The following is a 12,906-nucleotide window of genomic DNA, read 5'->3' as shown; positions in this document are numbered from 1 at the left end:
AGAATCAATTATTGAGTGGTTGAATGAGAGTGGGATTGAGTTATTGAATGACAGAATGATTGAATGACAGAATGATTGAATGATTGAATGGCAGCGGGAGTGAATGGGCTATACTTTGCATTCAATCATTCTGTCATTCAATCATTCAAAATTCATTCATTTCTATCCTCCCTGCGTGGCTTTTATGAGTATAACCTGATCGGCCGGATTCAATACATGGGTTGCCCAGTCTGATTTGGGAATAATGGTTTGGTTTACCGCAATGGCAAGGCCATTTGTTTCCGTTGAAAGGACAGCAGCAAGCATCTGTTCGATGGAACAGGCTTCGTTAAGCAGATAGTTTTGATTGTTTATAGTTACTTCCATATTTTAAAAAATTGGAAAAACTATAGAGATTGCCCCAAAATGGAGATCGAAAAGACAGCAATGTAAGATTGCTTTCACTTTTCCCTTCGGCAGTACTAACTGCATCAGGTTCAAAGGGTATTTCTCAGCACGTAGGCACCCCTAAAGTTTTTTGTAAATATATGCGATAAAATTTCTAATGCAAATAAAAAAAATAAATCCGGCTATGTTGTTAGAAAAGATGCACTGGGTTTTATTGTTGCTGCTTAAGATGTTGAGGTAAAATATATATAGATGAAATCTATTTGATTTTGCTTGTAATATAGAGGGTTTCCTAATATTGATAGGAAGTCATGATCAATTCCATCAGCAGCCTTACATTTTCCCATCTTTTTAACCACAAAGTGCACAGAGTGAAGGTGCAAAGGTCGCAGAGCGTGGGCGTAAAAAGCAGTCGTCATTCCCGCGCATGCGGAATCTTAAAGCTCAATGCATTGCCATATAAGGAATGTAAGAAAATATAAGCTCCCTGAGCTTATGTGAATCTTCTATGTCTTATATGGTTCAATAAAAATATCGGTGAATAACACGTTGTTCGACTCATGCTTCAGACATAACCCTCCCCATCATCCATCTTACATTTTTCATCTTTTTAACCACAAAGTGCACAGAGTGAAGGTGCAAAGGTCGCAGAGCGTGGGCGTAAAAAGCAGTCGTCATTCCCGCGCATGCGGGAATCTTAAAGCTCAATGCATTGCCATATAAGGAATGTAAGAAAATATAAGCTCCCTGAGCTTATGTGAACCTTCTATGTCTTATATGGTTCAATAAAAATATCGGTGAATAACACGTTGTTCGACTCATGACTTCAGACATAACTCTCCCCATCATCCATCTTCCGTGTTTTTTTACCGCAAAGTGCACAGAGTGAAGGCACAAAGGTTGCAGCGCTGGGCGTAAAGTTTTTACCATTTAAGGGATTTAAGAAAATACAATGCTATTAAGCTTATATGAACTTTCTATATCTTATATAATTAATTAAAAAGATCCTTCACTTTCAACTCTGCTCAGTATAAGTTCGCCTACCGACTTCGGACTAAAGACTGTGGACTAATTAACCAATCAACGCCAACCGCTTTTCGCAAAATGTAAAAATTCCTTATCTTTGCACCATCACCAAATCACCCCATACATGTAAGATTCATTTCTTTTCAGAAAATAGATAACAAGCAGAGCGGTTCCGTTCCTGCAATTATTTACCTTAAAAAAGAAATTTATGCTTATTCTACAAGGGGCTAGCTATATCCATCCCAATGGAGATTTACTGTTTACAGATTTAAATCTTACCATCAATAAACACGAAAAAATTGCACTCATTGGCCATAACGGCACAGGCAAATCGACACTTTTAAAAATTTTGTCGGGCAAACTCAGGCCAACTGCCGGCTATGTTAAAACGGAATCGGTGCCTTATTATGTGCCACAGCTTTTTGGTCAATTTAATGATTTTACCGTTGCGCAGGCCCTCAAGATTGAAGACAAACTAAAAGCGCTGAACGAAATCCTCAACGGAGAAGTAACAGACGAAAATCTGGCCATGCTCAACGATGACTGGACCATTGAGGAACGTTGCGCGGAAGCTTTGGATTATTGGCAATTGGAGGGTTTAGACTTGAACCAAAAAATGGAAAGTTTAAGCGGTGGACAAAAAACCAGCGTATTTTTGGCGGGCATCGCGATACACCGTCCGGATATTGTTTTGATGGATGAACCGACCAATCATTTGGATCTGGAAGGTAGAAACAGGTTGTACGATTATATCCGATTGACCAGGAATACGTTGGTGGTGGTGAGCCACGACCGTACTTTATTGAACCAGATTGAGAAAATTTGCGAGTTAAGTAAGCGGGGAATAACCATTTATGGCGGAAATTACGATTTCTATACCGCGCAAAAGAAAATTGAAAATAATGCTTTGAACAATGATTTAAAAGCAAAGGAAAAAGCGCTGCGCAAGGCTAAAGAAGTAGAACGGGAATCGATAGAGCGGCAGCAGAAGCTTGATGCCAAAGGGAAGAAAAAACAGGAGAAAGCTGGATTGCCGACCATTTCGATGAATACGTTAAAAAATAATGCAGAAAAAAGTACGGCAAAATTAAAGGCTGTTCATACCGAAAAGCTCGATCATATTTCTGCTGAATTAAGCCAGCTCAGATCTGCGCTGCCTGATGCAGACAAAATGAAGATCGGTTTTAACCAAGCCAGGCTGCACAAAGGAAAAAGTATTGTCGAGGCTAGGGAGGTCAATTTTGCTTTTCAGGATGAGTTACTTTGGAAGGAGCCACTTAGTTTTCAGGTTTTTAGTGCGGAGCGGTACGTGATAAAAGGCCGGAACGGATCGGGCAAAACCACATTGATTAAGCTTATTTTAGGGCAGCTCCAACCCTCGGCGGGAAGTTTAAACAAAGCAGATATTAGCTCCATGTATATTGATCAGGATTATTCGTTGATTGATAATCAACTTACCGTTTACGAACAGGCCCAGCAATACAACTCGGGTGCATTACAGGAGCATGAAATAAAAATCCGTTTAAACCGGTTTTTGTTTGGCAAAGCCGATTGGGACAAACCTTGTTCAGCCTTAAGTGGCGGAGAAAAAATGCGGTTGATCCTTTGTTCGTTAACCATTGGCAACCAATCGCCCGACCTGGTTATATTGGATGAGCCTACCAATAACCTCGATATCCAGAATATAGAAATTTTAACGGCAGCCATTAATGAATATCAGGGAACGCTTCTGGTCATATCGCACGATGAATATTTTCTTAGCCAAATTTATGTGGAACACAGCATTGACCTTTAAAATAAATATATAGCCTTATCTTCGTTATAAATTATTAAAACCAGTACACCTATGCAAAACCTGTTAGCACTACAAAGCGGCGAACTTAAAGGAGCAGTATCGTTAAAACTTTCTGAAAACCTAACCGAGTTTCCAAACGAAATATTCGAGTTGGCCGATACTTTGGAAGTGCTGGATTTATCTTTTAATAAATTAAGTGCATTACCTGCAGATTTTGGCCGTTTAAAGAAATTGAAGATTTTCTTCTGTTCAGAAAACCTTTTCACGGTTATGCCTGAGCAATTGGCCGACTGCCCTTTATTGGATATTGCAGGTTTTAAGTCTAACCAGATTAAAACGGTGCCTGCGAAATCACTGAATCCTAATCTGCGCTGGCTGATTTTAACAAACAACAACATTGCCGAATTACCAAAAGAGATTGGGCAGTGTAAACGGATGCAAAAGCTGATGTTATCGGGCAACCGTTTGGTGCAATTGCCCGATGAATTAAGTAATTGCCAAAATTTATCGTTACTGCGGATTGCTGCTAATAAACTGCATGAACTGCCCCAATGGATTGCCAGGATGCCTAAACTTTCGTGGATTGCATTTTCGGGGAACAACTTTAGTAAAACACCGGCTGTAGAAACACTTTCGTTAATTAATTGGCACGATTTGGAGATTAACCATTTATTGGGTGAAGGCGCATCGGGTATAATCTCAAAAGCAAATCGGACCATTGGTGATGAAACCCAAGAGGTAGCCGTTAAAATATTTAAGGGAAATGTAACCAGTGATGGCTTGCCGGAAGATGAAATGACGGCCTACATTGCTGCTGGTTACCATCCCGGCTTGGTTAATTTAATCGGACAGATTACCCTGCACCCAGAGGATAAAAAAGGACTGGTGATGGACCTCATTCCTCATCATTTTTATAATTTAGGTCAGCCGCCGAGTTTGGAAAGCTGCACCAGGGATGTTTTTCCTGAAGGTATGCAGCTGTCGGAAAAACAGTTGCTGAGTATTGCCAAAACCATTGCCTCCTTAGCTGCACAATTGCACGAGGCTGGGATTATGCATGGCGATTTATATGCACACAATATACTAATTGATGATGAGGGCAGTACCTTGTTCGGCGATTTCGGCGCCGCAAGTTTTTATGATCAGGCTGATGATGCGCTCGCCTTTGCGCTGGAACGGATAGAAGTTAGTGCTTATGGTTACCTGCTCGATGATTTACTTTCTTTAAAAAACGAAACGGTAAGCAGCGCATGTTTGAATACTTTGAGCGCCCTAAGAGATGCCTGTTTAGTTGCATCGCCATTAAACAGGCCTGGTTTTCAGGATTTGGTTGAAGCGTTCCAATAGAAAAATCATCATCTCGACTGTAGCGCAGCGAAACGGAGAGATCTAAGTCAAAAAATACCCTCTATATAGATTCTCGGCTGCGTTGTACTTCGCTCGAAATGACGGCCACTTTATAAAAAAATTAATTCTGCTGTTTTTTTGCCCAATCTAACCTGCGCTGATCTGGCGTGGGTGTAACCTTGAAATTTTCAAATGTGGCGTTAAAACCCTTGCCATCAGGACAGGCAGCCACAAGGCCCACCATTACAGGCGCATTATCCTTAAAATAACACGTACGGATCATGGTATATTTTTTATCATCCAGGGAGTAAAAAATCTCAACTGCATCAAGTTTTCTAACAGCTTTCATCCAGATAGATACCGGCGCCTGTGCCAATTCTACTACGCTCCAGTCGCTTGTTTTATGCGTAACCACCGCACTTACATTTTGTTTGCCATTTACAAATTCTACTCCCGCCTTAATCCATTCTTCTTCATTAATTCGGAGCATAATACCCATCTGATCGAAAGTGGTTACATAGTTGCCGGTAATTTTTACTTTTACCTCAAATTCACCACCATAAGTGGCATAATAAAAAGGGGCATCATCAACGGTAAAGCCATAATGCGAAATTCGCCAGTAATCTGTTTTGGCAGGAACAAATAAGCTAAATGTATTTTTATCCTTGATTTCCCACTTTTCAGGTTCGTTAAACCAGTTCATTTTGGCAAGGCTCTGGGCAGCTGATTTTTGTGTGTTTAATATCGCCAGTAAGGCTATGGCGGTTAGTAATTTAAGTTTCATTTGTGTGTTAGCGGTTGGTTTTGCGTGTTTGTGTATTGCAAACTTAAAGCAAGCATCAGCTTTTGGAAAGGACATAGATCACTATTTTAGCGTGATTATTATCACGTTTGCCAGATAAGGACAATTGTCCAAGGTTCATAAATCTTCAATAAACAGTACATTTGTGCATTGTATCAGAAACATGGAAACAAATTTTTTAAGGGCGCATATTGATCAGATTGTTTGTTTAACAGATGAAGAATTTCAATATGCCGAATCTTTTTTTACCAAGCGGAAATATAAAAAACATCAATATATAATTCAGGCAGGTGATGTAGCCAGTTGCGAACATTTTGTACTGAAAGGAATTGTGAAGTCTTCTTATACCGACCATGAGGGCAAAGAATACATTTTACAACTTGCCATGGAAGAATGGTGGTTCTCAGACCCGAATGCTTTTAACACCGGAATGCCGGCAACCTTAAATGTAGATTGTATTGAAGATACCGAAACCCTTTCTATCTCTTTTGAGAACAAGGAAAAACTTTGTGCCTCTTCCCGGAAAATGGAATACTTTTTTAGGAAAAAGTACACCACAGGTAACATGGCTTTGCAAAAACGGGTATTGGCGCTATTGAGTAATAATGCGGGCGAGCGTTACAAACAATGGCGCAATCAATACCCATCTTTACAAAAGAGGATTTCGAAAACCCTTATCGCGTCCTATTTGGGGGTTACCAGAGAAACTTTGAGCCGTTTATCGCTCTAGTTATCGTAGGGGGAACAATAAGGGCTTTATTTTATTTTTGGCTGCTAAAATTAACCATCCATTGAATACCGAACCTGTCTTTAAAGCTACCGAAGTAATCGCCCCAGAACATATCGTCCATTGGCATTTCGATGGTGCCACCTGCAGAAAGTCCGTTAAATAAGCGATCGGCATCTTCGCGGCTCTCGGCATTAAGGTTAATGTACATGTTATTGCCTTCTTTAAGTACATGCCCTGCAGAAGGTACACAGTCTGACGCCATTAAAACCGTATGCTCATTAATGGGTAAGGCTACGTGCATTACACGGTTTTTTTCCTCATTGGTTAATTTATCCGATTCGGGTGCATCGCCCATTTTTGCAAAGAAGGTAAATTCTCCGCCAAAAACCGATTTATAAAAATTAAAAGCTTCTTCGGCCTTGCCGTCGAAGTTTAAGTAAGGGTGCATGGTAGCCATAATCTTATTTATTTTGTTTGCAACTAAGTTACTGCACCTTTTAAGGATAAAATGGGTGTACTTGAGACAAATGTAAGGGCGTTTTCGACATCCTCAAATAATAACCTTGTATGGTTCCACCTTGTTGCGACGAGCTTATATAGGGTGCCGATCTTGAGAAAACACTGTTTTTAAATAGACTAAAATGTTTTATTCATTTTATAATAGCATTTTGGATAAGTTATTCTTATACAGATGAATAAAACTGAACGGAAATAAATCCCTGATCTTTTTCATATTTGTATCAGGGTATTAAACATTTAATGAAATAATTCTCAATCGTCCCAAAATAATTTTAGATTTGAGTAGACACGTCCGCTTTTGAGGGCGTGTTTTTTTTTGCAAAAAAAAACCTTTCATTGCTGAAAGGTTTCGCGTTTTAATCTAAATCGTCCCGTTGATTTAATTTTAACATTATAAATATAGTTATCAACATGTTAACATCAAATTAAAAGGTAAAAATACCCCTTTATGGGTAGTGGTTTTCACCACACGCGAAACATAAATTTTAATGTGGATAATTATTTGTTTGCTTCAATACTCCATTTATAAGAAGGCAAGGTTGCTAACAACAAACTGGCGGCACTTACTACGAAAACAGAATAATTAAAAGGGGCCCTGTAATTTGCAAAGATGAACATAGAGAGGGCAAAGGCAAGTGTTAGTAAAAAACTACCCATAGCCGCCAACTTAATTTTGTACCCAACGATAAGCAATACCGCAAAAACCAATTCGCCGGCGGTGGCAATAATAGCCATTACATTGGCTGCTGGCCTTACTAAAAAAGGCATTAAAGTGTTGGTATAATCTAAAAATACCGACCAATTGCCCCAGCTAACTGTTGGCGAGCCTGGTGTGCCCAGCCAGCCAAAGCGATCCATAACGGGTAGAATAAAACCGATGCTTAGGGCTAGTCGAAGAAATAATTGTGCAAAATGCGGCGTATTTTTCATCTTGTTTTAACAGCTTATTGTTGTATTCAATGTACTGCAATTTAGTACTTATGTATTACAACTTTCTTAATGTGGATTAAGAAATGAAGGCTGCCGGGCTATTTTTCCTTACGCATGGTAAGCCACCTAGAAACACTCTACTTCCCAAAACCGCAACCAGTTTTCGCCTGCCCCGAGCTTTACTATTCCCTCTTTGCGTGTTAATTCCTGATCGTGGTTAACGCCATCGGCCACGCCACACCAGGGCTCTAAACAAATAAAAGGGGCATCGGTAGCTGCCCAAATGCCAAAGAAATGGAAATCTTCAAAATGGAAATGCAGGCCGTAATCGTTTTTGTTGTTGAGCAAGCTGATGCAATTGCTCTGCAGGGTTTTAAAAACCAGCGCATCGTTATAAAACAAATCGTGTTTAAGGTTTAACCTGTGGCCGCCAAGTTCAATCAGCGCTGTTTCGTCGGCCACTAAACCCTCTTCGAGTTTCCAGAAAGTTAATTTCTCATCGGCATTAAAAGCCAGATAATAATCTTCGTAAACAGTATTGGGGGTATTGGGCACCGCAAATGCCGGGTGTGCACCAATTGAAAACAAAAGCTCGGCAGTACCTGTGTTTATTACCTCGTAAGTTAAATTCAGTTTCCTGTCGATTAGCCGGTACCTCAGTTTCAGCTCAAAATAAAAGGGATATATTTTTAAGGTATCTTCATTTTGGGTTAAGCTAAAAATGGCTTCGGTCTCACTTATTTTTTCGATATTAAAAACATGATCGCGGGCGAAACCATGGCGTGGCAGCTCATAGCTTTTACCTTGATAGGTAAAACTGTTGTTTTTTAATGAGCCAACAATGGGAAATAAAACCGGACTGTTTTTTGCCCAATATTTTGGGTTGGCATTCCATAAATATTCCAGCTTGGTTTCTTTACTAAATAAGCCTTGAAGTTCTGCGCCTTTAGCCGCCAGGCTAACTTTTATATAATCGTTCTCGAGAGTTATCATTTGCAGTCTAAATTAACAAAAAGATGTATTTTAAAAATATCTTTTTTATTAATTTTGATCACTACTAAAAGCTTAAGCAAATGAAAGCTTAAAGCGTTATTTATTTTATTACCCGCGCATTTACTTTCGCTTAAAATAAAATCAGAAACCCATGGCGATAGATTTAACAAAATTATCAAATGCAAAAGTGAAGGCCGCTATTACCGCATTGCAAAAAGGCGATGAAAAAACATGGTTTCCTTTATTTGCTATCGATGTTGCCTTTTACGACGACGGAAACCAGATGAAATTTAATAACTTCTTTAAGAAAGCGCTGGGGCATGAGCGTTTTACCAGTATAGATAAAGTTGAAAACAACGGATTGGAGGTTTATGGCCATTTCCACTCCGACCAATGGGGCGATTTTAAAACCTGCTTTAAATTTAAGGTAAACAAAGAAGGAAAAATAGCGAGGTTGGATATTGGACAAGCCTCCTATTGAGTTTGGGGGCTGGAGTTGGGCGTTTGGAGTTGGATACGGCTCCGAACTCAAAACTGCCAACTCCGAACTGTTTCAACTACCCACGCTCTTCCCAAATACAGGCAATGTTAATAATGGTTTGTACCGCTTTTTCCATGTCCTGCACACTTACCCATTCCTGTTTACTATGAAAAGCATGTTCTCCGGCAAAAATATTGGGGCAAGGTAAGCCCATGTAAGAAAGTCGCGAGCCATCGGTTCCGCCACGGATACTTTGTTGTTTTGCCACCACACCTGCTCGTTCAATGGCTTCAATTCCGTATTGTACAATTTTAGGATGCTGATCCAACACCTGTTTCATGTTGCGGTACTGTGCTTTAATATTAATTTTATAGGTAGACTTTGGGTATTTAGCCATCACCTTTTTTACGGTTTCTTCTAAAAACTGCCCATGTGAGGCTAGTTTTTCATCGGTAAAATCTCTGATGATAAACTGTGCTTCTGCCTCTTCTACCTGTCCGTTCATGCTTACCGGGTGGATAAATCCTTCTTTTTGATGTGTAGCTTCTGGTGTGAGGGTATTTTTTGGCAGTGAATCTAAAATTTCGGCAAGGATCTTAATGGCGCTTTCCATTTTGCCCTTGGCAAAGCCTGGGTGAGTGCTTACGCCATAAATTTTAAGGGTGGCGCCATCGGCAGAAAAAGTTTCATCTTCGATTGAACCCAGCGTTTCCCCATCTATGGTATAGCCAAAATCGGCACCTAGTTTCTTTAAATCGGCTTTATCTACGCCGCGGCCTATTTCTTCATCAGGGGTAAAAAGTAGCTTTATGGTTCCGTGTTTTACATCAGGATTGCGCATTAAAAAGGCAGCCGCTTCCATAATTTCTGCTAAGCCTGCTTTATTATCGGCCCCCAATAAAGTTGTTCCGCTTGCCGTGATAATATTGTTGCCAATCTGGTGCTTTAGGTCTTTGTGCTCAGACAATTTTATGATAATATTGTTGTCATCTGGCAGAATTAAGTCTTGTCCTTGATAATTGTCATGAATAATCGGTTTAACATTTTCACCGCTACAATCGGGCGAGGTATCCATGTGCGAACAGAAGAAAATTACCGGCAACTGCTTGTTTGTATTTGACGGGATTGTACCATACACATAGCCGTTATCGTCCATTTCGGCATCAGTAACGCCAATTTCTAACAGTTCCTGAACCAATTCTTTACCTAAGTTTTTTTGTTTTAGGGTTGATGGGCAAGTTGGAGAATTTGGATCAGATTGGGTATCAATCTTCGCATATTTTATAAACCGCTGCTCCAGAGATTTGTTAAAGTTGGTGTATGTGCTCATAATTCAAAGGTAAAAGTTATGGATATTCGATAAACATATTATTTTTGTAAAAAAACGATATGATTTTTAATCTGCTGAGAGCTACATATATAACCCTTCTGCTTGTTTTTATAGGAAGTTTTTCTTTTGCCCAATCTAATTACTTTAAAATGTCGTATGGTTTTGGTGGAGGAATAAACAAATCTTATACCGATGTGTACAAAGGAAGTTTTGGTTACACAGCGTATGGCGTATTCGATTATCATATCACGCCATTTGTAACGCTGGGTTTAGAAGGGCAGTATGGTAGGATTCAAGGTGGAGATATTGAAACCGATCCGCACAACCGTCAGTTTATAAACCAATATACCGCCATTACAGCCAATGTAAAGCTAATGCTTGGTGAGGTGGTGAACTACGATAAAAGCGAGTTTTTATACAATTTAAGGGGTTTGTATGTGGGTTTGGGTATAGGGATAGTTAACAACAAGATTACCGATATTGTGCGGTACAAACCAAGCTGGGCAGCATACGATCCTGGCTATGGTCCTTTCCCTGGAAAAGATAAAGGCCTTAACATGGCGGTACCCTTAAACTTCGGATTTAACTATTTCATCAACGATGGTTATGGCTATATGAGGTACGTTATAAACATTAATGCACAGTCGAACTATACTTTTGGCGAAGGTTTGGATGGTTATAACGATTCGAGCGCCAAGTTCGCGAACAATTCGCCGGATGTTTACAACGTTTATACCATAGGCTTTAAATATATGTTGGGAACGATTAAATCTTATCGTAAAACCCTTTAATAACATCATTTCATTTCTTAGATTTAAGGCATGAAAAAATTCTTTGTGTTTTGTTTGCTTTCGATGAGATTAAAAGCTGACGCACAAAAAACACCTTTCGAGCTGAGCGGAAAAATTGAAACTTCCACTTACAATGCTGCTATAACCTATTACGAAAACCTGACCAAGACTTATCCACAGGCCAAATTGTTTACCTATGGAAGTACAGATTTTGGTAAGCCTTTACATGTATTGGTTTTGTCGCGCGATCGGGTTTTTGATCCTTTGGAGATTAGAAAGCAGAATAAAAGGATTTTATTGATCAACAACGGCATTCATCCGGGCGAACCAGAGGGGGTGGATGCATCGATGATGCTTGCCCGCGATCTGCTTAAGACAGGTAAACTGCCAAAAGATGTGGTGATCTGCATTATTCCCCTGTACAATATAGATGGCAGTTTTAACCGTAGCGGAACATCAAGGGCCAATCAGAACGGACCGGTTGCTTATGGTTTTAGGGGCAATAGCAAGAACCTCGATCTGAACCGTGATTTCATTAAAACCGATTCGAAAAATTCAGCGGCGTTTCAGCTCATTTTTAATACCTGGCAGCCCGAAATATTTATAGATACACACACCAGCAATGGCGCAGATTATCAATATGTAATGACGCTTATCCCTACACAAAAAGATAAGCTGAACCCGATTCTTTCGGGTTATTTAACTAAAACATTGGTGCCTGATCTATATAAGGGAATGGAGAAGATGGGTTACCCGATGATTCCCTATGTAAACTCGATAGGCGAAACGCCAGAAAGCGGAATAACCGGATTTATAGATCCCCCACGTTATTCTACCGGATACACCACGCTGCACAATACTATAGGTTTTATGCCTGAAACGCATATGCTAAAGGCATACGATTTGCGTGTGGATGCTACTTACAAGCTTTTGCAAACCTATATTCAACTTGTAGAACGCGATGCTAAGGTTATTGGAGAGAATAAGCGGAAGGCCGACGAACTTGTTGCTGCACAAAAGGAATTTCCTTTAGAATGGAAACTGAATAAAAGCGAGGTAAACGATCTGACCTTTAAAGGCTTTGAGGCCGGGCAAAAACCCAGTACGGTAAGCGGCGCTGATCGTTTATATTACGACCGCAGTAAACCTTACACCAAAACCATTAAAGAATGGAACAAGTTCGAACCTGCGGTGTCAGTTCAAAAACCGGTTGCCTACATTATTCCGAAAGCCTGGGACCGCGTAATTGCCCTGCTTAAACTGAATAATGTTAAACTGCGGGAACTTAAAGCCGATCAGAAAATTGAAGTAGAAAGTTATTATATCGGCGATTTTAAAACCGGAACAAGGCCCTATGAAGGGCACTATCTGCACTCAGCCGTAAAATTGAATACGCTAAAACAGAACCTTCAGTATTACGCTGGCGATTTTGTGGTTTATGTTAACCAGCCTGTTAACCGGTACATTGTAGAAACACTAGAGCCACAGGCTACTGATTCTTATTTCAACTGGAACTTTTTCGATTCAATTCTGGATATGAAGGAACATTATTCGGCATACGTTTTTGAAGATACGGCAACAGCGCTCCTGAACAATAATCCAGAACTAAAGCATAAACTGGAGGCGAAAAAAGCTTCAGACGCCGAATTTGCGAAGAATGCGGCCGCACAACTTGATTTTGTATATAAAAATTCTGATTATTACGAAAAAACACACAATAGATATCCGGTAGCCCGTTTGGTTACAGACATAAAACTCGATTTAAAATAACCCCC

Annotated in this window: 12 protein-coding genes and 1 riboswitch; of the genes, 6 read left to right on the top strand and 6 right to left on the bottom strand. The window is 39.9% G+C overall.

Annotated features, from left to right (window positions below):
• Nucleotides 1-162 precede the first annotated feature (162 nt).
• The gene (gene thiS, locus ACTJKN_RS20570; protein ID WP_440827614.1) at nucleotides 163-366 is read right to left on the bottom strand and encodes a sulfur carrier protein ThiS; all 204 of its coding nucleotides are present in this window, start codon (nucleotides 364-366) and stop codon (nucleotides 163-165) included.
• Between the two features lie 64 nt (nucleotides 367-430).
• Nucleotides 431-519: riboswitch (TPP riboswitch) on the bottom strand.
• A gap of 1,102 nt (nucleotides 520-1,621) precedes the next feature.
• On the opposite strand from thiS, the gene abc-f reads away from it, so the two are divergent.
• Entirely contained in the window at nucleotides 1,622-3,208 is a 1,587-nt protein-coding gene (gene abc-f / locus ACTJKN_RS20565) for a ribosomal protection-like ABC-F family protein (protein ID WP_440827613.1), read from the top strand.
• A 51-nt stretch (nucleotides 3,209-3,259) separates the two neighbouring features.
• Nucleotides 3,260-4,555 (top strand): leucine-rich repeat-containing protein kinase family protein, encoded by a 1,296-nt coding sequence (locus tag ACTJKN_RS20560; protein WP_440827612.1) that lies wholly within the window; start codon nucleotides 3,260-3,262, stop codon nucleotides 4,553-4,555.
• Nucleotides 4,556-4,676: 121 nt separating this feature from the next.
• On the opposite strand, the gene ACTJKN_RS20555 is transcribed toward ACTJKN_RS20560, so the two are convergent.
• Nucleotides 4,677-5,339 carry a DUF1349 domain-containing protein gene (locus tag ACTJKN_RS20555; protein ID WP_440827611.1) on the bottom strand — a complete coding sequence of 221 codons (663 nt, stop codon included), beginning with the start codon at nucleotides 5,337-5,339 and terminating at the stop codon, nucleotides 4,677-4,679.
• Between the two features lie 181 nt (nucleotides 5,340-5,520).
• Between ACTJKN_RS20555 and ACTJKN_RS20550 the strand changes: the two genes are divergently transcribed.
• Nucleotides 5,521-6,087 carry a Crp/Fnr family transcriptional regulator gene (locus ACTJKN_RS20550; RefSeq protein ID WP_440827610.1) on the top strand — a complete coding sequence of 189 codons (567 nt, stop codon included), beginning with the start codon at nucleotides 5,521-5,523 and terminating at the stop codon, nucleotides 6,085-6,087.
• Nucleotides 6,088-6,118: 31 nt separating this feature from the next.
• Here ACTJKN_RS20550 and ACTJKN_RS20545 read toward each other — a convergent pair whose 3' ends face one another.
• The 3 genes from ACTJKN_RS20545 to ACTJKN_RS20535 form a co-directional block, all read right to left on the bottom strand.
• Nucleotides 6,119-6,544 (bottom strand): VOC family protein, encoded by a 426-nt coding sequence (locus ACTJKN_RS20545; protein ID WP_440827609.1) that lies wholly within the window; start codon nucleotides 6,542-6,544, stop codon nucleotides 6,119-6,121.
• A gap of 560 nt (nucleotides 6,545-7,104) precedes the next feature.
• The gene (locus ACTJKN_RS20540) at nucleotides 7,105-7,536 is read right to left on the bottom strand and encodes a DoxX family membrane protein (RefSeq protein WP_440827608.1); all 432 of its coding nucleotides are present in this window, start codon (nucleotides 7,534-7,536) and stop codon (nucleotides 7,105-7,107) included.
• Nucleotides 7,537-7,662: 126 nt separating this feature from the next.
• Nucleotides 7,663-8,529: an aldose 1-epimerase family protein gene (locus ACTJKN_RS20535; RefSeq protein ID WP_440827607.1), complete on the bottom strand. Its 867-nt coding sequence runs from the start codon at nucleotides 8,527-8,529 to the stop codon at nucleotides 7,663-7,665.
• A 151-nt stretch (nucleotides 8,530-8,680) separates the two neighbouring features.
• On the opposite strand from ACTJKN_RS20535, the gene ACTJKN_RS20530 reads away from it, so the two are divergent.
• The gene (locus ACTJKN_RS20530) at nucleotides 8,681-9,010 is read left to right on the top strand and encodes a hypothetical protein (RefSeq protein ID WP_029277971.1); all 330 of its coding nucleotides are present in this window, start codon (nucleotides 8,681-8,683) and stop codon (nucleotides 9,008-9,010) included.
• Between the two features lie 76 nt (nucleotides 9,011-9,086).
• On the opposite strand, the gene pepT is transcribed toward ACTJKN_RS20530, so the two are convergent.
• Nucleotides 9,087-10,340, bottom strand: a complete 1,254-nt coding sequence (gene pepT, locus ACTJKN_RS20525; protein WP_440827606.1) for a peptidase T — start codon at nucleotides 10,338-10,340, stop codon at nucleotides 9,087-9,089.
• Between the two features lie 59 nt (nucleotides 10,341-10,399).
• Between pepT and ACTJKN_RS20520 the strand changes: the two genes are divergently transcribed.
• Nucleotides 10,400-11,131, top strand: a complete 732-nt coding sequence (locus ACTJKN_RS20520; protein ID WP_440827605.1) for a hypothetical protein — start codon at nucleotides 10,400-10,402, stop codon at nucleotides 11,129-11,131.
• Between the two features lie 30 nt (nucleotides 11,132-11,161).
• On the top strand, nucleotides 11,162-12,901 hold the full coding sequence (locus ACTJKN_RS20515) for a M14 family zinc carboxypeptidase (protein WP_440827604.1): 1,740 nt from the start codon (nucleotides 11,162-11,164) through the stop codon (nucleotides 12,899-12,901).
• Nucleotides 12,902-12,906 lie beyond the last annotated feature (5 nt).

The organism is Pedobacter sp. 22163, assembly GCF_052045595.1.
Lineage (GTDB): Bacteria > Bacteroidota > Bacteroidia > Sphingobacteriales > Sphingobacteriaceae > Pedobacter.
The sequence above is the reverse complement of the archived record's forward strand: the minus strand, read 5'-3'. Positions and strand labels throughout refer to the sequence as shown.